General features: G+C 53.1%; 20 protein-coding genes. 19 read left to right on the top strand and 1 reads right to left on the bottom strand.

Going from position 1 to position 19,941, the window contains the following annotated elements:
• Positions 1–57 precede the first annotated feature (57 nt).
• The 4 genes from mmsB to Q4501_RS02515 all read left to right on the top strand — a co-directional run bounded on the left by mmsB (position 58) and on the right by Q4501_RS02515 (position 4,728).
• On the top strand, positions 58–945 hold the full coding sequence (gene mmsB, locus Q4501_RS02530) for a 3-hydroxyisobutyrate dehydrogenase (RefSeq protein WP_303593890.1): 888 nt from the start codon (positions 58–60) through the stop codon (positions 943–945).
• 209 nt (positions 946–1,154) lie between these two features.
• Positions 1,155–2,087, top strand: coding sequence for a DMT family transporter (locus Q4501_RS02525; protein WP_303593888.1), 933 nt, complete (start codon positions 1,155–1,157; stop codon positions 2,085–2,087).
• Positions 2,088–2,207: 120 nt separating this feature from the next.
• Positions 2,208–4,391: an OsmC domain/YcaO domain-containing protein gene (locus tag Q4501_RS02520; protein WP_303594350.1), complete on the top strand. Its 2,184-nt coding sequence runs from the start codon at positions 2,208–2,210 to the stop codon at positions 4,389–4,391.
• Positions 4,392–4,428: 37 nt separating this feature from the next.
• The gene (locus Q4501_RS02515; RefSeq protein ID WP_303593886.1) at positions 4,429–4,728 is read left to right on the top strand and encodes a YkgJ family cysteine cluster protein; all 300 of its coding nucleotides are present in this window, start codon (positions 4,429–4,431) and stop codon (positions 4,726–4,728) included.
• An 18-nt stretch (positions 4,729–4,746) separates the two neighbouring features.
• Here Q4501_RS02515 and Q4501_RS02510 read toward each other — a convergent pair whose 3' ends face one another.
• Positions 4,747–4,989: an RNA-binding protein gene (locus Q4501_RS02510; RefSeq protein ID WP_303593883.1), complete on the bottom strand. Its 243-nt coding sequence runs from the start codon at positions 4,987–4,989 to the stop codon at positions 4,747–4,749.
• Between the two features lie 184 nt (positions 4,990–5,173).
• On the opposite strand from Q4501_RS02510, the gene Q4501_RS02505 reads away from it, so the two are divergent.
• The 15 genes from Q4501_RS02505 to Q4501_RS02435 all read left to right on the top strand — a co-directional run bounded on the left by Q4501_RS02505 (position 5,174) and on the right by Q4501_RS02435 (position 19,912).
• A complete protein-coding gene (locus Q4501_RS02505) occupies positions 5,174–7,135 on the top strand; it encodes a type VI secretion system Vgr family protein (RefSeq protein ID WP_303593882.1) in 1,962 nt (653 codons plus the stop codon).
• Between the two features lie 224 nt (positions 7,136–7,359).
• On the top strand, positions 7,360–7,803 hold the full coding sequence (locus Q4501_RS02500; RefSeq protein ID WP_303593880.1) for a DUF4124 domain-containing protein: 444 nt from the start codon (positions 7,360–7,362) through the stop codon (positions 7,801–7,803).
• Between the two features lie 167 nt (positions 7,804–7,970).
• Positions 7,971–9,083, top strand: coding sequence for an AI-2E family transporter (locus Q4501_RS02495; protein ID WP_303593879.1), 1,113 nt, complete (start codon positions 7,971–7,973; stop codon positions 9,081–9,083).
• 113 nt (positions 9,084–9,196) lie between these two features.
• A complete protein-coding gene (locus tag Q4501_RS02490) occupies positions 9,197–10,342 on the top strand; it encodes a zinc-binding dehydrogenase (protein WP_303593877.1) in 1,146 nt (381 codons plus the stop codon).
• The gene (locus tag Q4501_RS02485) at positions 10,339–11,382 is read left to right on the top strand and encodes a proline racemase family protein (protein ID WP_303593875.1); all 1,044 of its coding nucleotides are present in this window, start codon (positions 10,339–10,341) and stop codon (positions 11,380–11,382) included. Before Q4501_RS02490 ends, Q4501_RS02485 begins: the two co-directional genes overlap by 4 nt.
• A gap of 93 nt (positions 11,383–11,475) precedes the next feature.
• A complete protein-coding gene (locus Q4501_RS02480) occupies positions 11,476–13,125 on the top strand; it encodes an AMP-binding protein (RefSeq protein ID WP_303593873.1) in 1,650 nt (549 codons plus the stop codon).
• The gene (locus Q4501_RS02475) at positions 13,122–13,547 is read left to right on the top strand and encodes a PaaI family thioesterase (RefSeq protein WP_303593871.1); all 426 of its coding nucleotides are present in this window, start codon (positions 13,122–13,124) and stop codon (positions 13,545–13,547) included. Before Q4501_RS02480 ends, Q4501_RS02475 begins: the two co-directional genes overlap by 4 nt.
• Positions 13,548–13,624: 77 nt before the next feature.
• Positions 13,625–14,419 carry an ABC transporter ATP-binding protein gene (locus Q4501_RS02470; RefSeq protein ID WP_303593870.1) on the top strand — a complete coding sequence of 265 codons (795 nt, stop codon included), beginning with the start codon at positions 13,625–13,627 and terminating at the stop codon, positions 14,417–14,419.
• Positions 14,416–15,138 carry an ABC transporter ATP-binding protein gene (locus tag Q4501_RS02465; RefSeq protein WP_303593869.1) on the top strand — a complete coding sequence of 241 codons (723 nt, stop codon included), beginning with the start codon at positions 14,416–14,418 and terminating at the stop codon, positions 15,136–15,138. Before Q4501_RS02470 ends, Q4501_RS02465 begins: the two co-directional genes overlap by 4 nt.
• Positions 15,139–15,216: 78 nt before the next feature.
• On the top strand, positions 15,217–16,431 hold the full coding sequence (locus tag Q4501_RS02460) for an ABC transporter substrate-binding protein (protein WP_303593868.1): 1,215 nt from the start codon (positions 15,217–15,219) through the stop codon (positions 16,429–16,431).
• 115 nt (positions 16,432–16,546) lie between these two features.
• On the top strand, positions 16,547–17,434 hold the full coding sequence (locus tag Q4501_RS02455; RefSeq protein WP_303593867.1) for a branched-chain amino acid ABC transporter permease: 888 nt from the start codon (positions 16,547–16,549) through the stop codon (positions 17,432–17,434).
• Positions 17,435–17,436: 2 nt separating this feature from the next.
• The gene (locus tag Q4501_RS02450) at positions 17,437–18,432 is read left to right on the top strand and encodes a branched-chain amino acid ABC transporter permease (protein WP_303593865.1); all 996 of its coding nucleotides are present in this window, start codon (positions 17,437–17,439) and stop codon (positions 18,430–18,432) included.
• A 394-nt stretch (positions 18,433–18,826) separates the two neighbouring features.
• Positions 18,827–18,997, top strand: coding sequence for a DUF1328 domain-containing protein (locus Q4501_RS02445; RefSeq protein ID WP_303593863.1), 171 nt, complete (start codon positions 18,827–18,829; stop codon positions 18,995–18,997).
• Positions 18,998–19,096: 99 nt separating this feature from the next.
• Positions 19,097–19,288 (top strand): CsbD family protein, encoded by a 192-nt coding sequence (locus Q4501_RS02440; RefSeq protein WP_303593861.1) that lies wholly within the window; start codon positions 19,097–19,099, stop codon positions 19,286–19,288.
• A gap of 102 nt (positions 19,289–19,390) precedes the next feature.
• The gene (locus Q4501_RS02435) at positions 19,391–19,912 is read left to right on the top strand and encodes a hypothetical protein (protein WP_303593860.1); all 522 of its coding nucleotides are present in this window, start codon (positions 19,391–19,393) and stop codon (positions 19,910–19,912) included.
• The last annotated feature ends 29 nt before the right edge of the window (positions 19,913–19,941 follow it).

The raw sequence follows: 19,941 nt of genomic DNA, 5'->3' as shown, positions 1-19,941 counted from the left end.
CCTGGCTTGATACGAGCAGCGGCCTACTCAACCGAATACAAAAACAAGGGGATGATTATGGCAACGATTACCTTTATTGGCCTTGGCAACATGGGTGGCCCTATGGCCAGCAACCTTGTAAAAGCCGGGCACGATGTAACCGTTTTTGACCTGTCGAAAGATGCGGTTGCTGCACTGGTTTCCGAAGGCGCAAAAACCGCGGCTACGGCCCATGAAGCCGCCAGGGGCGTAGAATGTGTGATCACCATGCTGCCGGCAGGCAAGCACGTCGAAGCTGTGTATCTGGGTGAAGATGGCTTGCTGGCTGCGCTGCCCGAAGGCACTCTGGTTATTGATTCGTCTACTATCTCTCCGGAAACCGCTCGCGGTGTGGCTGAGCAGGCTGAGGCCAAACACATTCCGTTCCTTGATGCTCCGGTCTCAGGCGGTGTGGGTGGTGCCAAAGCGGGCACTCTGAGCTTTATCTGCGGTGGCGATGAAGGCACTTTCAATAAAGCGAAGCCAATACTTGAGGACATGGGCAAGAACATTTTCCATGCCGGCGATCATGGCGCGGGGCAGGTTGCCAAAATCTGCAACAACATGCTTTTGGCCATCCTGATGGCAGGCACAAGTGAAGCCCTTGCACTGGGTGTGAAAAACGGTCTGGATCCAGCAGTTCTCTCGGAAGTCATGAAGCAGAGCTCTGGTGGTAACTGGGCATTGAATGTTTATAACCCCTGGCCTGGAGTCATGGAAGCAGCGCCTGCCTCACGGGGATACGAAGGTGGCTTTCTTGTTGATTTGATGAACAAGGATCTTGGCCTGGCGTTCGATAACGCCGTGAAGAGCCACGCAGCGATTCCCATGGGCTCTCTCGCACGAAACCTGTTTGAGCTCCACGCAGGGCAGGGCAATGGAGCGCTGGATTTCTCCAGTATCCAGCGCCTTTATAAGCCTGAGTAAAACCCTCCGGGGCACGGTTTCCGTGCCCCGGAATCTCCTTCTGAGCCCCTCTCCCAGCTCATCTTTTCCTGTCCTGAATGTCGCCGTATGTCAGTGTAAAAACTGTTGAGCAAGATAACTATAAGTAGGACAATGAGTTTTCTGAATGTTGGATCGGCGGTTCGTAAAACCTGGCCGGTTACTGATCATGGTTGCAGGCTGTTTTACCTATGCTGACGAATACCTTTGTACTCTACTTATCCACCGTTCTGATCTGGGGATCGACGTTTATAGCGATACCCCTGCAACTCGGTGAGGTCCCGGGCGATGTCTCCATTGCCTACCGCTTCGGGTTGTCTGCGCTGGTGTTGATGCTTTGGTGCAGCCTTACGCGGAGAAATATGAGGTTCGGATTTCGTCAGCATCTCTGGATGGCGGGCCAGGGCCTCATGTTATTCGGGTTCAACTACATGCTGGTTTATCAGGCTTCTGCCGACATCACGAGTGGATTGATTGCGGTGGTGTTCTCCACAATTATCGTGATGAACATCATCAATGGTGCCCTGTTTTTTGGCAATCGCGTGCCCCGGGCAGTTATCGGCGGGGCAGCTCTGGGGCTTGTGGGTATTTGCCTGGTATTTTTACCGGAAGTTCGCGCTTTGGACGCAGATGGCACGACCTTGCGCGCGATCATCCTTAGCCTGGTAGGAACTTTTATCACTTCGTTCGGGAATATGCTCTCGGCCCGCAACCAGTCTGCAAAACTGCCTGTCATGCAGAGCAACGCCTATGGCATGGCTTATGGCGCCCTGACACTGGCGCTCATTGCCTGGGGCAGGGGCGAGGCGTTTGTTTTCGACACCACCTGGACCTATACGGGCTCTTTGGTTTATCTGGCCCTGGTTGGATCGGTACTGGGCTTCGGCAGTTTCCTTACTCTGCTCGGGCGAATAGGGCCGGAGCGGGCAGCCTACTGCATGGTGCTTTTCCCGATCGTGGCACTTGCGCTCTCTACGGTATTCGAAGATTACCACTGGACTATAGAGGCGGTTGCCGGCGTCTCGCTGGTGCTTGCCGGCAACCTGCTGGTGATTCTGCCGAAAGAAAAATTGCAACGGGTGTGGCGGATCTTCCGGCCAGTAGTTACTCGCCCAGCTGAGTGAGTGCGTAGCCAGGGCCAGGGTAGTGATTGGTACTAGGTATGAGTGACGCAGCGTAAAGTCTATAATGGCGGCCCTGCATGGCCGAAGCGCGCCGAAATCTACAAACCGGGTACCCTCGCAATGGAAATCAACGTCAATTATCTCGACAACCTCCGAGTCGAAGCCAAGTTTGATGACTTCTCGGTGATTGCCGATCAGCCTATTCGCTACAAAGGTGACGGCTCGGCACCCGGTCCATTTGACTACTTTTTGGCTTCGTCAGCGTTGTGCGCTGCCTATTTTGTGAAGGTGTACTGCCTGGCGCGGGATATTCCAACCGACAATATCCGCCTGTCCCAGAACAATATTGTGGATCCTGAAAATCGCTACAAACAGATTTTCAAGATCCAGGTAGAGTTGCCTGAAGATCTTTCCGAAAAGCATCGCCAGGGCATAGTTCGATCAATCGATCGCTGTACCGTTAAAAAAGTTGTGCAAACCGGTCCGGACTTCCAGATTGAATTGGTGGATAGCCTGGATGCCGACGCACAAGCCCTGCTGATCGCGAAACCGGAGGACGGCGCCAGTACCTACATTGCTGGTAAAGACCTTCCTTTGGAGCAAACCATAGCCAACATGACCGCCATTCTGGCGGATCTGGGCATGAAGATTGAAATCGCGTCCTGGCGCAACATAGTGCCTCACGTGTGGTCACTGCACATGCGAGATGCGGCTTCGCCGATGTGCTTTACCAACGGTAAGGGTGCCACCAAAGAAAGTGCTCTGTGTTCGGCGCTGGGTGAGTTTATTGAGCGCCTTAACTGTAATTTCTTTTACAACGATCAGTTCTTCGGTGAAGAAATTGCCAATAGCGATTTCGTTCATTACCCGAGGGAGCGATGGTTCAAGCCGGGGTCCAATGACGAGCTACCAGAAGAGATTCTGGATGACCATTGCCTGGCCATCTATAACCCGGAAGACGAGCTTTGCGGCTCTAACCTGATCGACACCAACTCTGGCAATGTTGCACGCGGAATTTGCTCATTGCCGTTTGTGCGCCACTCCGATGGGCAAGAGGTGTACTTTCCTTCGAATCTGATCGAAAACCTGTTTCTCAGCAACGGCATGAGTGCCGGTAACACGTTACAGGAAGCGCAGGTTCAGTGTCTGTCGGAAATCTTTGAACGAGCGGTCAAAAAACAGATTATCCAGGAAGAAATTTCATTGCCTGATGTGCCTTTGCACGTGCTGGAAAAATACCCAAGTATTCTCGAGGGTATTCGGGCGCTGGAGGCTCAGGGGTACCCGGTCCTGGTAAAAGATGCCTCTCTTGGTGGTCAGTTTCCGGTGGCCTGCGTCACTTTGATGAATCCGAAAACCTGCGGTGTTTTTGCCTCCTTCGGCGCGCACCCCACTATGGAAGTGGCGCTGGAACGCAGCCTTACAGAATTGATGCAGGGGCGTAGTTTTGAGGGCCTGAACGATTTGCCGCCACCGACGTTTAACAGCTTCGCAGTTTCTGAGCCAAACAATTATGTGGAGCACTTTATTGATTCCAGCGGGGTTGTTTCCTGGCGTTTCTTCAGTGCCAAGCCCGACTATGAATTCAATGAATGGGACTTCTCGGGTACCAACGAGGAAGAAGCCGCCTGCCTGTTCAGTATTCTTGAAGACATGGGCAAAGAAGTGTACACAGCGGTTTTTGAAGATCTGGGCGCTCCCGTTTGCCGCATGCTGGTACCCGGCTATTCTGAAGTTTACGAGGTCGAAGATCTGATCTGGGATAACACCAATAAAGCTCTGGATTACCGTGAAGATATTCTCAATCTTCACTCACTGAGCGATGAGCAATTGAGTGCATTGGTTGAACGGCTGGACGAGAGCCAGATCGATGAACATACGGATATTATTACCCTGATTGGTATCGAATTCGACGAAAACACCGTTTGGGGTCAGCTAACCATTCTCGAATTAAAGCTGCTGATCAATCTGGCTCTGCAACGTTACGAAGAAGCGCTTGAGCAGGTTGAGACCTTTATCCAGTTCAACGACAACACGGTTGAGCGTGGGCTGTTTTATCGAGCTGTGAATGCCGTGCTGGAGATCACTCTGGATGACGAGCTTGAGTTGAGTGATTACCTGTTTAATCTCCAGCGCATGTTTGGCGAAGAGATTATGAATGCGGTTGTTGGTTCAGTCGAAGGCAGTGTGCGCTTCTACGGGCTTACTCCAACCAATATGCAGCTGGAAGGCCTGGATAAACATCTGCGCCTGATCGAAAGCTACAAAAAACTCCACGCTGCCCGTGCGGCTAAGGCTGTGTAGTGACCAGGCGCAACTTTTCTCATGGTCGCAGTAACAGATGTTGATAGACACGAAGGCGGGGGCAGCTCCCGCCGTTAGCTGTTCGAATTGTGAGGCGTGTTGCTGTCGCCTCGAAGTAATGCTGATTTCAGAGACAGGCGTTCCTGAACGGTTTATCGAGACCGATAAGTGGGGCGGCCAGACCATGGCGCGATCAGAGGATGGTTGGTGTGCAGCATTGGATCGCAGCACCATGTCCTGCTCGATTTATGAGAGCAGGCCGTTTATTTGCAGGGAGTTCGAAATGGGCGGCTACGAGTGTATCGCTGAACGCGCCGCCAACGAGCCGGTGGAATAAAAACCGGCTTCATGGCCACTACGAATCCTGGGCGACTTTTACCCGAATCCGGTTTGAGCCCACTCGGGTTTCATGCAGGCGAGCCTTGGCAAGCTTGGCCTCTTTTACATTCGGCATTTCCACAAAGCCGAAGCCTTTTGATTTCCCGGTTTCTTTATCCAGTACCAGAGTGCACTCAGTGACGGTTCCGTGGGCTTCAAAAAGCTCCCGAATTTCCTGTTCTGTTGTGGTGCGTGCGAGGTTGCGGACGAGTAGTTTCATGATTGGCCATATAGAGGAATGATGAGCGCAATTGTTCCAGTGTGAGTTGGCAAGAACAAGCTGTTTTGTATCAGTGATGAGATAGGTTGCGCCTTAGGCCCAGTGAACGTTTGATTAACCAGGGCGTTTACGACAGAATTCCAGCCCGAATCTAAACAGAATCATACCTTCAAGGATTGAAGATATGTCCAAGGCAAACGGACTGCAGTTTACCGCCCGTGTTGGCGAACTCCCCTCTGATTTATTTTCTGTGGTTGGCTTTACGCTGACTGAACGACTATCGGACCTGTTTCACGGCCGTCTTGAGCTGGCCAGCACCGATCCCGGCATTGATGCCTCCGAGGTTCTGGAGCAGCCCGTAGATCTGGTGGTTTGGCAAAACGGCGCGCCCCTTCGCGGCTTCTCAGGTGTGGTGAACGAGTTTGCCCGGGGTGATAGCGGCCACCACCGCACCCTTTATGAATTGGTCATACAGCCGCCCTTATGGCGCCTGGGATTGATGCACAACAGCCGCATCTTCCAGAACCAGACCACAGACACTATTGTGCGAACCCTGCTGGAGGAACGGGGCATTATGGACTTGGTGTTTGAGCTCAAGCGCACACCTCAGGAGCGGGAATACTGCGTACAGCACCGGGAAACTGATCTGGCGTTTATTCAGCGTCTGGCCGCAGAAGAAGGCTGGCATTATCGCTATCAGCACGGCAGCGTAGACGGTAAGAAAGGAGGAAAGGAGAAGCCCGGATTCCTGATTGCGGACCATCACGGCAATGCACCCAGACTGGAAACCGCCGAATACAATGGCAAAGCCGGTGGCAGCACCCAGCAAGCTGCCGTGTTCTGCTTCCGCTACGAAGAACGGGTACGTGCCGCCTCCGTGACCATGAAGGACTACACCTTCAGGAACCCTGCCTACGCCCTGATGCACGAACAGAGTGGCGCCAGCCCCAGTCAACGCCAGGACTATGAGCACTTCGACTACCCGGGCCGGTTCAAGGCCGACGCCAGCGGCCAGCCTTTTACCGAAGCGCGGCTGGACGCCTTGAGAAACGACGCCAGCACGGCAAGGGGCGAAAGCAACCGCCCGGACTTTTCCTGCGGCGCCAAAACCAGGCTGACCGATCACGACAACCCAAAGCTGAACCGGGACTGGCTGCTTACAGCCGTTACCCATATCGGCAAACAACCCCAGGCAATGGAAGAAGAGGGCGGTTCTGAGCCCACCTCCTACCACAACACCTTCGGTGCCATACCCACCGACAAAACCTGGCGGCCGGCACTCACTCATCGCCGCCTGATGGACGGCCCGCAGATAGCCATTGTGACTGGCCCGGACGGTGAGGAAATCCACTGCGATGAGTTTGGCCGGGTAAAAGTGCGCTTTCCGTGGGATCGGCGCCAGCGGCGAAATGAGGTAGAGAGCAAGGAGAACACAGAGTGCAGCAGCGCCTGGCTAAGAGTCAGTCAGGGCTGGGCCGGTGGCCAGTATGGTTTTATGGCCTTGCCCAGAATTGGTCACGAAGTGATCGTTTCCTTCCTGGACGGCGACCCGGATCAGCCTATTATTACCGGGTGCACCTACCACGCCACCAACATGCCTCCCTATGCGTTGCCAGAACATAAAACCCGCACCACCCTGAAGACTCAAACGCATAAGGGCGAGGGTAGTAACGAGCTGCGTTTTGAAGATGAAGTGGGCGAGGAGCAGGTCTACATTCACGCCCAGAAAGATCTGGACCTGCTCACTGAAAATAATCGCACTGAAGTCATTAAAAACGATAGTCATCTGACGGTTGAGAATGACCTCTTCACCCATATCAAAGGCAACGAACATCAAACCATCGACGGGGAAAAGCGCGAACAGACCGGCAAGGACCACAGTTTCAACGTAACCGGTACGCTCCACCTGAAAGCCGGTACTGCCTGGCTCAGTGACTCCGGAACAGAGCTTCATATCAAGGCTGGACAGAATGCCGTTATTGAAGCGGGGGCTGAAATAACCCTTAAGGCTGGCGGCAGCTTTGTAAAGATTGACCCCAGCGGTGTGGCCATCGGCGGGGCAGCAATCAAAATGAACGCCGGCGGAGCGGCTGGAACGGGAAGTGGCCAAAAGGTGGCCGTGCCTGAGATACCTGGGTCGACATAGAACACAATCAATCAGACAGTACTGGAATCGCGTTTCTGTTAACGATCCAGAACCGACCCAGTTCGCTATCTACGCCAGAAATCAGGTCTGCAATGAGCCGGCCATTCAGCTGCGTAAGGGATACGCCGTGGCCGATGCAGCCCGTTTCCGTATAATAAATGCATGAAGCGTTTTCGCTTCCTGGTTCCTTTGCACACATTACTTGAATAAAGAGAACAAATTTGATGAAAGGGCTCATATTCACTTTTTTAATCATGGCAGCCCCAATCACCCAAGCTGGCGCCTATCGCTGGGTTGATGAAAACGGCCAGACTCACTTTGGTGATCGACCACCCGCGAATGCGGTTTCTGACGAAGTGCACCTGGACATAGCACCTTCCTCCATTGATTCAGTAGCCAGTGAACGAAAGCAGCGAGTGAATGAGTTTCTTCAACAAGCTGAAAAAGAGCGCAACGCCCGGGAACAGGCGCAAGCCAGTCAGGCCACTAAAGCCGCCAAGCATAGAGTTCACTGTGAATCCTTGGAGGCGCGTCTGAAATATCTGAAAAGTGTTTCGGGAATTTACCGGCTGAATAAGGACGGGGAACGCGTTTTCGTGAATGATGATGAAAACGAGCGCATCCGTAACGAGTTTCGCTCGCGTGTCCAGAATGAATGCAAGAATTGAGTCAATTTCGGTGTGTTGCCCTCACCCCAACCTAAGCCATTCTATAATGCGATAAAGCTTCACCAAAGGTACACTGGTCCCGCTTGCCAGCCGAAACCTTCGGGGGGGCACCAATTCAGGCATGCGGCGCCTTTAATCGCTGCATGTCGACAGGTAATGGTTTTTATATGGATGACGAACAGCATTCGGGTAAACAACCCGCTCCCGAGCCCGGAAAAACACTGGCCGATCTCGCCACGCCAATCTATGGGCTGTTTATTCTGGGTGTGCTTTACACCTTGTACCTTGCGCATCAGATCATATTGCCCATGGTGCTGGCGCTTCTCACTAGCCTGTTGTTGTCACCCTTGGTGTCTCGATTGTGCTCAGGTCTACACATCCCCAGGGTGATCAGTTCACTGATCCTGGTGTTGTCGTTACTTGCAGCTATCGCAGGGGTAACTATGGCCGTTGCCACACCCGCATTGGAGTGGGCAGGAAAGGCTCCTGAAGGTATTTCCCGTTTGCTGGTCGGCGAAAGCGAACTGAAACGGCAGATCAGCAAGGTGACGGAGTCTGCCCAGAAGGTGGAGGACTCTGTTAGTGGTCTCTCAGATGGAGATGGGAAAAAGCCTGACGCGGAGCCAACAACCGTAGTTCTGCAGACCGAGTCCTGGCGAGCCCAGCTTATGAGCAAAGCCCGGGATGGAGTGGCGGGCCTCGCTCTCGCCATGGCCCTGACTTATTTCCTTCTGGTCAGTGGTGACAGGCTAATGCTGAATTTTGTACGGCAGTTGCCGAGAAGTCAGCGCAGAAGGGTAATGCGCATCAGCCGGGATTCCCAGCATCAGATCGCCCAGTATCTGGCTGTTCTCGGTATCAGCAATACCGCCGTCGGGGTGGCTACAGGCCTGATGGCCTGGGCGGTGGGCTTGCCTGATCCTGCAGTCTGGGGGTTGGTTGCTGGCTTGGCGCGTTTTATTCCTTACCTGGGTGTTATTCTCACCATTCTGTTGCTGGCGGTTGTCTCTGCAGTAAGCCTGGATACTTTGTGGATGATGGCGGTTGCACCGGTGGGTTATCTTGCCCTGACCACAATGGTGGGCTTCTTTATCGAGCCCTGGATTCACGGCTTCCGCATGGCTATCAACCCTATCATTATCTTCGTTTCGATTTTTTTCTGGGGCTGGTTATGGGGGCCGGTAGGCGTTTTGTTGGCAGTACCATTGATGACGGTTATTCAGGTCGTTCTGAAACAGATCCCCAGGTTGCGACCTATCTATAAAGTGATTGCCCGCTAGAATAGTCGGTTTTCAATAGGGAACAAATACCTGCCCCCCCCTGACACAGGGGAAGATGTCACCTATCCTGACGGGATGCCTTACATTTCGCAGATAGGGAGGGTTGTCTCCTCATGATCCCCAAGTCGATGAAAGCCATGGTTCTAACCGGCCATGGTGATATTGATAAACTTGAATATAAAGATATGCCCACGCCATCCCCGGCGGCGGGTGAGGTTCTGGTTCAGGTAACCGCTACTGCCAAAAACAATACAGACCGTAAGGCCAGAGAAGGCCTGTACCCCACCAAAAAGGGTGAAACCACTTCATTTCAGATGGGAGGTAAACCCACTCTGACTTTTCCTCGCATTCAGGGCGCTGATATAGCCGGACGCATTGTTGCTGTGGGCTCCGATGTTGATAGCAACCGAGTTGGTGAGCGGGGTCTGCTGGACTTCAACATTTATGCCACTGACCGGCGGGACATAAACCTGACCCCTGATTATTACGGCCATGGCGCGGACGGTGGATACGCGGAATACATCGCCGTTCCATCCGACCAGTTTCATGCCGTGCTAAATGAGGATCTGGCGGATTCCGAGCTGGCAGCAATGGGAATGTGTTCCTATCAAACGGCCATGCACATGCTTACATCTGCCAACGTCACAGCTGGAGAGCGTGTCCTCGTTACCGGCGCAAGTGGCGGTGTAGGCACAGCTCTGATCCAGCTCTGCCGGGTTATGGGGGCCATACCTTACGCCCTGAGTAAAGCGGACAAAGCGGCGGCTCTCCGGGAGTTGGGAGCTGAGGCAGTGCTCGATCGTTCAGATATGGACAGCTTTGTTGAGCGCGTAAAAGCGGAAACTGGCGGCAAGCCCTTTGACGCTGTAATGGATCTGGTCGGCGGTGATATGACCGACCGATTCATCGATACCATGATCTTTGACATGAATGCCCGTGAAACATATCCACGCCTGAGCATTGCCGGCGCCAGTGGTGGAAACATCAGTGAAATCCTCTGGACACGGATTTACCTGTATCAGGTGCAGATCTTTGGCGTATCCCATGGCACCCGGGAGGAAGCAGAGCAACTGGTGGCCTGGATTCGCGGCGGACAACTCAGGCCGGTGCTTCACGGTGCTTTCCGGCTTTCGGAGCTGCATCAGGCGGAGCGCTATTTCATGAATCGTGGTAGCAATTATCTGGGCAAGATTGTGATTGTTCCCGATTCTCAGTGGGAAGAGCACGGAAAACCCTGGTCTCTGGAGAGCAACTCATGACTCAAGAACTGACAATTCAACTTATCGATACCCACGCTGGAGGGGATGTCAGTCGCATAGTGACCGGAGGCATTGACCCCTTGCCTGGCGACACGGTGCGGGCGCAAATGGAGTATCTGCGTGACGATGCAGACGGTTTGAGAAAGCTGTTGCTTGAAGAGCCCTACGGCATTCCCGAGATGTCTGTGGACTTGCTGGTTCCGCCATCCGACCCCCGTGCGGCGGCGGGGTACATCATTATGGAAGTGATGGGGTACCCGATCTATTCCGGCTCTAACACCATATGTACTGCGACGGCAGTGCTTGAAACTGGCATTGTGCCTAAAAAGGAGGGGAGACAAAGCTTCATCCTTGAATCTCCGGCAGGCCTGGTCCACATCGACGCCCTGGTTGAAAACGGAGTGGTTGAGGCGATCACCTGCGAAGGTCTTCCAAGCTATATAGAGACCCATCGAGCGACAATCAATGTCCCTTCACTAGGCACGGTTACATACAGCGTGGCCTACAGTGGTGGGTTTTACGCACTGGTGGATGCACAACCGCTTGGATTTGATCTCACCCTGGACGAGGAACGCGATCTCGCAAGAGCTGCCCACGCCATTGTTGAGGCGATTCAGGCTGAGCGGGGCTTTTCCCATTATACCCTTGGGGATGTCGGCCCTCTGCCATTCCTGCACTTCATGGGGCCGGTTGAACAGGTGGCTGATGGCTACTACCGGTCCCGTTCAGCGACCTACGTGCACCCGGGCGTGATTTGTCGGAGCACGACCGGTACGGGTACTTCTGCGAGGCTGGCGCTCATGAATTATGAAGGGCTTATAAAGCCGGGAGACAAGTTGGAGACGGTGTCGCTCAGGGAGACCGGCTTTATTGGTGAGTTCTCGGCAATCGAGCAGGAAGGCCGTTATCAGGTCGTGAAAAACAATATAACCGGAAAGAGCTATGTTATTGCGCGGTCGGATATTGTGGTGAACTGCGACGACTCGCTCGTAGACTGTGATGGTCTTCATCATATTCTCACCAATAGATCATCATCCTGACACTCGTTCGCCTAAAGTTTACCTTTACGTAAAGTGAAGGCTATGATAAATCTTCATCCATGCATTCAATGATAAAAATAGCAGGAGTTGATCATGAGTCTTCCGGAATACGCTGACGTTTATAAAAACTTCGATGCCGCCGCACTTGAGGCGGACATTCTGGACGGAAGTCTGGAGAACGGGTTGAACGTTTGTCATGAAATTTGCGACAAGTGGGCGACTGACCCCGGGAAAGTGGCGCTCTTCTACGAAAAAGATGGCGGTGGCGATGGTGTGCTCACCTTTGCTGAGCTGAAAGAGCAGTCTGCCCGGTTTGCGAACTATCTGGCTTCCCAGGGCATTGGCAAAGGCGACCGGGTTGCCGGCCTGCTGCCCCGGGGGCCAGAGCTGCTTATTGTTATTGCCGGCACCTTGCGTGTAGGCGGCGTTTACCAGCCGCTGTTTACAGCCTTCGGGTCCGGCGCTATCGAGTATCGGTTAGAGCGCGCTGGCACAAAGCTGGTCGTGACAGATCCGACAAACTACCCGAAACTCGACGATGTAAAGGATTGTCCGCCAGTTCTCTGTGTTGATGCCGGGGAAGTGGGTGCTGAGGTTCCGGACTTCCACGGCACTCTTGCCGAGCAGAGCGCTGATTTTGAGCCGGTTATGGTCAAGGGCACAGATCCATTCCTGCAAATGTTTACCTCGGGCACCGTCGGCAAGTCGAAAGGCGTGGCCGTGCCAGCCCGAGCTCTGATGGCCTTCTATGTATACATGAAGTACGCCGTTGGCCTGCGTGATGACGATACCTTCTGGAACGTCGCAGATCCGGGTTGGGCCTACGGTTTGTATTACGCAGTAGTCGGGCCGCTTCTGATGGGGCACGCTACCCACTTCAATCCGGGAGCGTTCACGCCCGAGTCCACCTACGACATGATCCGCAAATACAAGATCACCAATCTTGCAGCGGCACCTACGGCCTATCGCCTGCTTAAGGCCAATGATCACGTTCTCCCTGAGGGCGAGAACCTCGGGCTTCGTGTTGCCAGTAGTGCGGGTGAACCGCTGAACCCGGAAGTGGTCAGCTGGATCAAAAACCGTCATTTCTGCCCGGTCATGGATCACTATGGACAGACAGAAACCGGTATGACCTGCTGTAACTTCCATGAGCTTGCCCACCCCATGCGCCAGGGTGCAATGGGCTATTCATCGCCAGGTCACAGAGTCGTTGCCTTGAATGAGAAAAACGAAGAAGTGGGTGAAGGTGAGGTTGGGCAGATTGCGGTGGATGTAAAGGCATCTCCCTTGTTTCACTTCGATGGCTACACCTGGGGTGAAAAAGACCCGTTCGTAAAAGGCTACTACCTCACCGGCGATATGGCGATCTGCCACGGTGATGGCAGTTTCTCCTTCAGTGGTCGCGACGACGATATTATTACCACGGCCGGTTACAGGGTGGGTCCTGCCGATGTGGAAAGCACTCTGCTGGAGCACGCAGCGGTTGCTGAATCCGGGGTCGTTGCCAAGCCTGATGAAAAGCGTGGCTCGATCATCAAGGCCTACGTGGTGATCAAAGGCGATCAGCAGCCGGCTGATGATCAGGCTCTGCGGGATGAGCTACAGGAGCTGGTCCGCCGCAGGCTTTCGACGCATGCCTTCCCTCGGGAAATTGAATTCGTGGACGAGCTTCCAAAGACGCCCAGCGGCAAGATTCAGCGTTTCGTGTTGCGCAACCGTGCTCAGGAAGAGCCGGGTTCATGAAAATCACTTTTGAAGAGCTGGACCGGTTTCTTCAGGAGCAGTTTCCCCAGGGAGCCGCTTACGGCACCCTGAGGAAGCTTGGCGACGGCTGGGCCGAGATGAGCCTGGATGTCGACGACGGGCACCTCAGGCCGGGCGGGACGGTGTCCGGCCCGGTGATGATGGGGCTGGCGGATGTAACCCTCTATGCAGCGCTACTGAGCAGGATTGGCCTGGTGCCTCTGGCAGTGACCACCAATCTCAATATCAACTTTTTGCGCAAGCCCGCCGCCCATACCCCGATCTGGGCCAGGGCAACCATGCTTAAGGTGGGGCGCACCATGGGAGTGGGTGAGGTTTTTGTTTACTCGGAAGGCGGGGAAGAGCCGGTTGCCCACTCAACGATGACTTACTCCATACCGCCAAAAAAACATGAGAATTAGATTGACGTCTACGTAAACGTCAATCTAATCTGTAGACAAGTACAAATGTACAACAATAACAAAAGGTAGATTGGCTCATGAGTGACCAGTTCGTACTGGAGACCCGAAACCTTGTTAAAGAGTTCAAGGGTTTTGTTGCGGTCGACGACGTGAATCTGAAGATTCAGAAAGGCCACATACATGCTCTTATCGGCCCCAATGGTGCTGGTAAGACGACCGTGTTCAACCTGCTCACCAAGTTCCTGATCCCGACACGTGGACAGATTCTCTTTAAAGGCGAAGATATTACGCCCATGAAGTCTGCTGCCATTGCCCGCAAAGGTATGGTTCGCTCGTTCCAGATCTCTGCTGTTTTTCCCCATATGACAGCCCTGGAAAATATCCGTGTTGCGCTGCAAAGCTTCGAAGGAAGCTCTTTCAGCTTCTGGAAGTCAGGTGCTTCGCTGAATCGACTTAACGAGCATGCCATGGAGCTTCTGGAGTCCGTTGGCCTCACTGAATTTGCAAACACCATGACGGTTGAACTGGCCTATGGCCGAAAACGTGCCCTCGAGCTGGCAACTACTCTGGCCATGGAGCCGGAAATACTGCTACTCGATGAGCCGACCCAAGGCATGGGGACGGAAGACGTTGACCGAGTTGTGGAGCTGGTTCGTAAGGCGGCTAAGGGGCGAACGGTTCTGATGGTCGAGCACAACCTGAGTGTTGTTTCCAAGCTGTGCGATCGGATAACCGTACTGGCTCAAGGCTCCGTGCTTACCGAGGGTGATTATGAGGCAGTTTCTGCTGATCCCAGGGTTCGTGAGGTCTACATGGGAACCGGCGCCAGTGGTGAACGGGGAGCGGTAGCAGCAGAGGAGGCCACCCAATGAGCCAGGACGCGACGAGGGAGTACGATCAGCTGCGCATCTCGGGGCTTCACGCATTTTATGGTGAATCCCACATTTTGCATGGTATTGATTTGGTCGTTAAACGGGGCGAACTGGTTACGCTGCTCGGCCGCAATGGTGCGGGCAGAAGCACCACTCTCAAAGCGATCATGAATATGGTGGGCCGACGCACTGGCTCAATCATGATAAACGGCGAGGAGACCATGTCCTGTGCCCCCCACAATATTGCCAGGTTGGGCGTCGGGTATTGCCCCGAGCACCGGGGAATTTTCGCCTCCCTCAGCGTGCATGAAAACCTTACCTTGCCGCCGGTTGTGCGCAGTGGTGGCATGAGCCTGGAAGAAATTTACACAATGTTCCCCAATCTCTATGAGCGCCGCTTCAGCCAGGGCACCAAATTATCAGGTGGGGAACAACAGATGTTGGCTCTTGCGCGCATCCTGCGTACGGGCGCCAACATGCTTTTACTGGACGAAATCACCGAAGGTCTGGCTCCGGTTATTGTAGAGAAACTGGGCGAGGTCTTGGTAGACCTGAAAAACAAGGGTCTTACCATCATTCTGGTAGAGCAAAACTTCCACTTTGCAGCGCCATTGGCCGACCGTCATTACGTGGTTGAGCATGGCCGGATTGTAGAGGAAGTCAGTGCCGGCGAGTTAGAAGCAAAACAGTCGGTGCTGGATGGCTATTTGGGTGTCTGAACTCGGATAGGTGTACGTGAAAGTAAAACAAGAGCAACAAAAACCGAACCAACGCAAAACAGTAGCGGAGAAATAATAATGACAATTATGAAAAAGCTTCTGGCTTCAGCTGTCGCATCAGCCCTGATGGTAGGTGGTGCCCAGGCGGAAATCACCAACAATACAGTGAAAATTGGCTACTTGGCCGATATGTCCGGTACCTATCGTGACCTGGCCGGTCCGAACGGCCTGAAGGCACTGGAAATGGCCGTCGCCGATTTTGGTGGTACAGTCAAAGGTGCCAAGATTGAAATTGTTACCGCGGACGATCGTAACAGCCCGGACGTAGCCTCCAGTACAGTGCGTCGTTGGGTGGAGAACGATAACGTCGATATGGTGGCGGGCCTCGTTGCATCTTCTGTAACCATCGCTGCGACCAAAGTTATTGAAGAGAACAACAAGCTTGGTCTGGTTAACGGCTCTGCCGCATCCAGTATTACCAACGAACACTGCACCCCGAATCATATCCATTACGCTTATGATACCTATCCATTGTCAGTCGGTACGCCTACCGCGATCGTTAAGGAAGGCGGCAAAAGCTGGTATATCCTGACAGCCGACTACGCATTCGGGCACTCCCTGGAAGCAGACGTTACCCGTATGGTTGAATCCAATGGCGGGGAAATAATCGGCAGCATTCGCCACCCGTTCCCGACTCCGGATTTCTCATCATTCATCCTGCAGGCGCAGGCCTCTGGTGCTGATGTTGTCGCCCTGGCAAATGCCGGAGCGGATACCACCAACGCCATCACCACAGCCGCAGAATTTGGTTTGACCCAGTCTGGCCAGACCCTGGCAGCTCTATTGCTGTTCCTGACGGACGTTCACGCGCTGGGTGCTGAAACCGCTCAGGGTATTCAGCTGACCACCGGCTGGTACTGGGATAAGGATGAAGATGCCCGGGCCTGGTCCGATCGTTTTTGGGATGAAACCGGCGTAAGACCGACTATGGTTCACGCTGGCATCTACTCCAGTGCGACTCATTACCTGAACGCCATTGCGGCGACAGGCTCTGATGATTCCCAGACTGTGCGCAAGCAGATGATGGACACGCCAATCAACGACATGTTCGCCAAGAATGGCCGCATCCGTGAAGATGGCCGTATGGTTCACGACATGTACCTGGCGCAGGTCAAAACCCCGGAAGAGTCCAGCAGCGAATGGGATCTGTACGAAATCATCCGCACCATTCCGGGTGATGAGGCATTTCGCCCGCTCTCGGACAGTAAGTGCAAGCTGGTTAGCAGCAAGTAAGGCGTAAGTAAGTGTGAGCTCCCTGGCGCTTGCCGGGGAGCTCAAAACACGGCTCAAAGCATTACGCAAAAATAAAAATTGATTCAATGTCTGTGCTGCTTCTGGAGTTAGCAACATGTCCATGATTTTCGGCGTGCCCATGGCGGTGCTGTCTGGCCAGCTTCTGATCGGGATAATCAACGGTGCTTTTTACGCACTATTGAGTCTCGGGCTGGCTGTTATTTTCGGCCTTCTCAAAATTATCAACTTTGCCCATGGTGCCATGTACATGCTCGGCGCCATGGCCACGGTCATCATGTTCGACACCCTAGGGGTGAACTACTGGGTGGCTCTTTTCCTGGCGCCTGTTCTGGTTGGCATAGCCGGGGTACTTCTCGAATACTTTCTTCTCCGTCGCATCGCCGGGCAGGATCATATTTACAGCCTGCTTCTGACTTTCGGTGTTGCACTGATCATGCAAGGCATTCTCACCAATATTTATGGTGTATCCGGCCTTCGCTATGCGATGCCTGATGTGTTCAAAGGCGGTATAAACCTTGGGTTTATGTTCATGCCTTACTACCGCGCCTGGGTGATCGTGGCTGCCCTTATTGTGTGCTTTGGCACCTGGTTCATGATTGAGAAAACCAAGTTGGGTGCCTACCTGCGTGCAGGTACTGAAGACTCCCAGCTTATGCAGGGCTTTGGTATAAATGTGCCTTTGCTGGTCAGCCTTACATACGGGTTTGGCGTTATGCTCGCTGCGTTTGCGGGTGTGCTCGCTGCACCTATCTACTCGGTAACCCCCGTAATGGGCTCGCACATTCTGATTGTGGTGTTCGCTGTGGTGGTTATCGGCGGTATGGGCTCCATTGGTGGGGCTATTATTACCGGCATTCTCATGGGTGTAGTAGAGGGGCTAACCAAAACCTTCTACCCGCCTGCGTCGTCTGCTGTGATCTTCCTGGTCATGGTAGTTGTGCTGATGATCCGGCCCAATGGCCTGTTTGGCAAGGAGGCATAATCATGAGCCAGACCGATATCCGCTCCCAGATTCATAAATCTATCCTCAAGCAGCAAAAAGCTGAGGACCGCAGAAAGCTGATGCTGAACGGGTTCCTGTTGGTGCTGCTGCTGCTTGCACCGTTTGTGATTTACCCTGTGTTCCTGATGAAAATCCTGTGCTTCGCGCTGTTTGCCGTCGCCTTCAACCTGTTGTTCGGGTTCACCGGGCTTCTGTCTTTTGGCCATGCGGCGTTTCTCGCGACGGGCGGATACACAACGGGCTATCTGCTCAGCAACTATAGTGGCCTCACTACAGAGATGGGGATTATTGCCGGTACGCTGGTGGCAACTGTGCTCGGGTTGGCTTTTGCTCTCCTCTCCATTCGTCGCCAGGGCATATACTTTGCCATGGTAACTCTGGCATTGGCCCAGTTGGTGTTCTTCTTCTTTGTACAGTCGCCGTTTACCGGTGGTGAGGATGGTATGCACGGCGTACCCAGAGGAGAGTTGCTCGGATTTATCAACCTTGAAGACAACCTGAACATGTACTACTTCGTGCTGGCTGTTTTCCTCGGATGCTACTTGCTGGTTCAAAGGATTGTCGGCAGCCCCTACGGCCAGGTACTCAAAGCCATTAAACAGAACGAGCCGCGTGCCGTATCTCTGGGCTACAAAGTGGATCGTTACAAGATACTTGCATTTGTGATCTCGGCAGCACTGGCCGGCCTGGCGGGCTCCATGAAGTCTGTGGTATTCCAGTTGGCCTCTCTGAATGATGCGCATTGGCATATGTCCGGTGAAGTTATTCTGATGACGCTTGTGGGCGGGATGGGCACTTTGTTGGGGCCTGTTATAGGTGCAATGTTTGTGGTTAACGTTGAGTATCAACTTGCTCAAGGCCCACTCAGAGACTGGGTCGACCCGATTCTTGGTGGTGTCTTTGTCATCACCGTGCTGGCGTTCCGCAGCGGTATCGTGGGTGAAATTCAGAAGTTCGTGAGGAAAAATTTAGGGTAGTGAATATAGCTCCGTACACCGTAAAAGGGCCACTTTAATAGTGGCCCTTTTTATTTGTCCGCTTTACTAAGTAGAACGATAACCGCCATCCGTGCCCAAATTGCTTTTAGCGTATTTCTGCATTACCGGAGTCTTAATAAATGATAATCAATAAGTAAAATTCAGGCGAATCAGAAATTTATATATTTTTGGTTGGTTTTTTAAGCTTGGGTGAGTGGCTCATTTGTTGTGCTATATAAAGTTATATGCCAGTTTGTAGGTGAGCGTTTCGGAACAGCATAAGAGTGTTTATTAGCCTTATGGTGATTTTATAAAATCCGAGCTGTTAAATGTTTTGGCTCCAAAACGCGAAGTAATGGATTGTTTAGGAGTCATTTAAAAGGGAGGAAAAATCATGTTGTATTGGGCATTGGTTTGTCTGGTTGTCGCTATCATTGCAGGCGTACTGGGCTTTGGTGGTATCGCAGGTACGGCAGCAGGCATCGCTAAAGTTCTGTTTTTCATTTTCGTTGTATTGCTTGTTGTTTCTCTCGTTATGAATGCAATGAAAGGGCGTGGGCCATAAGCGTCGGTTAAACAGCGTATATTGTAATACCAATGTAATGCCAACTTTAAATCACTACAGCGACATCATTATGCTGTTTTGAGCCAAGAGGAGAAAATCATGAATGACGATATTATGGAAGGAAACTGGAAACAGCTTAAAGGAAAAGTGCGCGAAAACTGGGGTAAGTTGACAGATGACGATGTCGACGAGATCGCGGGTAAGAGAGAGCACTTTGTTGGCAAAATTCAGGAAAAGTACGGCATGAAAAGGGACGAAGCTGAGAAAGAGTGGGACAGGCTCACTAAATAGTTATCGTCGCTATGCCCTGTTACCGATTAGGCGTCATGCGCAATCGGTAACAGGGGCCATCGAAGGTTTGCTCAGCGTCCTAATCTCACGGGGGATGACAAGATGTCTGAACACGATAGATCGGTTCTGGGAGAAGAGTATTCCCATAAAATCAGCGAGGAATTTGACAGCCTGGATGCAGCGGAGCGCTGTGTTGAGTCGCTTGAAAGTCTGGGCGTTTCCCGTGAGCAGGTCGAGGTCATCCGGCCAAATGATCCTGGCATGGAGCGCAAAGTGGAACCTGAGACACAGGGTATAGCCCGTTCTCTGGTTCAAGCGCATGTGCGATTCGGGCTGGTTGGCCTGGTGATTGGTCTGACTGTTGCCGCCCTGATGGTAACCCTTGGCCCGGAACTGACCCGTTCCAGCCCTGTGCTGACATTTGTCGCTCTGGGGTTTTTGTTCCCGGTGCTGGCTCTTCTCATCGCAGGCGCGGTATCTCTGCGACCTGATCATGACATTGTGATCGAAAAGGTGCGTATGGCCAAAGATGACGGTCGCTGGACGGTAGTGGCCCACTGCGACAGCATTGAACAGCAGAAGCTGGCGAAGACAGCGATGGGTAATAGCGTACAAACCCTGTAGGGCCCATTAAAGTGGAAGTTGGTTCTGTC

Source organism: Marinobacter sp. 2_MG-2023 (assembly GCF_030546935.1).
Classification (GTDB): domain Bacteria; phylum Pseudomonadota; class Gammaproteobacteria; order Pseudomonadales; family Oleiphilaceae; genus Marinobacter.
Note: the sequence above shows the minus strand (reverse complement) of the source record. Positions and strands in the feature narration are given on the sequence as shown.

Bases quoted from the DNA above. Each gene is read 5' to 3' on its own strand.
- mmsB (WP_303593890.1), top strand. From the start codon at position 58: ATGGCAACGATTACCTTTATTGGCCTTGGCAACATGGGTGGCCCTATG.
- Q4501_RS02525 (WP_303593888.1), top strand. From the start codon at position 1,155: ATGCTGACGAATACCTTTGTACTCTACTTATCCACCGTTCTGATCTGG.
- Q4501_RS02520 (WP_303594350.1), top strand. From the start codon at position 2,208: ATGGAAATCAACGTCAATTATCTCGACAACCTCCGAGTCGAAGCCAAG.
- Q4501_RS02515 (WP_303593886.1), top strand. From the start codon at position 4,429: ATGTTGATAGACACGAAGGCGGGGGCAGCTCCCGCCGTTAGCTGTTCG.
- Q4501_RS02510 (WP_303593883.1), bottom strand. From the start codon at position 4,989: ATGAAACTACTCGTCCGCAACCTCGCACGCACCACAACAGAACAGGAA.
- Q4501_RS02505 (WP_303593882.1), top strand. From the start codon at position 5,174: ATGTCCAAGGCAAACGGACTGCAGTTTACCGCCCGTGTTGGCGAACTC.
- Q4501_RS02500 (WP_303593880.1), top strand. From the start codon at position 7,360: ATGAAAGGGCTCATATTCACTTTTTTAATCATGGCAGCCCCAATCACC.
- Q4501_RS02495 (WP_303593879.1), top strand. From the start codon at position 7,971: ATGGATGACGAACAGCATTCGGGTAAACAACCCGCTCCCGAGCCCGGA.
- Q4501_RS02490 (WP_303593877.1), top strand. From the start codon at position 9,197: ATGATCCCCAAGTCGATGAAAGCCATGGTTCTAACCGGCCATGGTGAT.
- Q4501_RS02485 (WP_303593875.1), top strand. From the start codon at position 10,339: ATGACTCAAGAACTGACAATTCAACTTATCGATACCCACGCTGGAGGG.
- Q4501_RS02480 (WP_303593873.1), top strand. From the start codon at position 11,476: ATGAGTCTTCCGGAATACGCTGACGTTTATAAAAACTTCGATGCCGCC.
- Q4501_RS02475 (WP_303593871.1), top strand. From the start codon at position 13,122: ATGAAAATCACTTTTGAAGAGCTGGACCGGTTTCTTCAGGAGCAGTTT.
- Q4501_RS02470 (WP_303593870.1), top strand. From the start codon at position 13,625: ATGAGTGACCAGTTCGTACTGGAGACCCGAAACCTTGTTAAAGAGTTC.
- Q4501_RS02465 (WP_303593869.1), top strand. From the start codon at position 14,416: ATGAGCCAGGACGCGACGAGGGAGTACGATCAGCTGCGCATCTCGGGG.
- Q4501_RS02460 (WP_303593868.1), top strand. From the start codon at position 15,217: ATGACAATTATGAAAAAGCTTCTGGCTTCAGCTGTCGCATCAGCCCTG.
- Q4501_RS02455 (WP_303593867.1), top strand. From the start codon at position 16,547: ATGTCCATGATTTTCGGCGTGCCCATGGCGGTGCTGTCTGGCCAGCTT.
- Q4501_RS02450 (WP_303593865.1), top strand. From the start codon at position 17,437: ATGAGCCAGACCGATATCCGCTCCCAGATTCATAAATCTATCCTCAAG.
- Q4501_RS02445 (WP_303593863.1), top strand. From the start codon at position 18,827: ATGTTGTATTGGGCATTGGTTTGTCTGGTTGTCGCTATCATTGCAGGC.
- Q4501_RS02440 (WP_303593861.1), top strand. From the start codon at position 19,097: ATGAATGACGATATTATGGAAGGAAACTGGAAACAGCTTAAAGGAAAA.
- Q4501_RS02435 (WP_303593860.1), top strand. From the start codon at position 19,391: ATGTCTGAACACGATAGATCGGTTCTGGGAGAAGAGTATTCCCATAAA.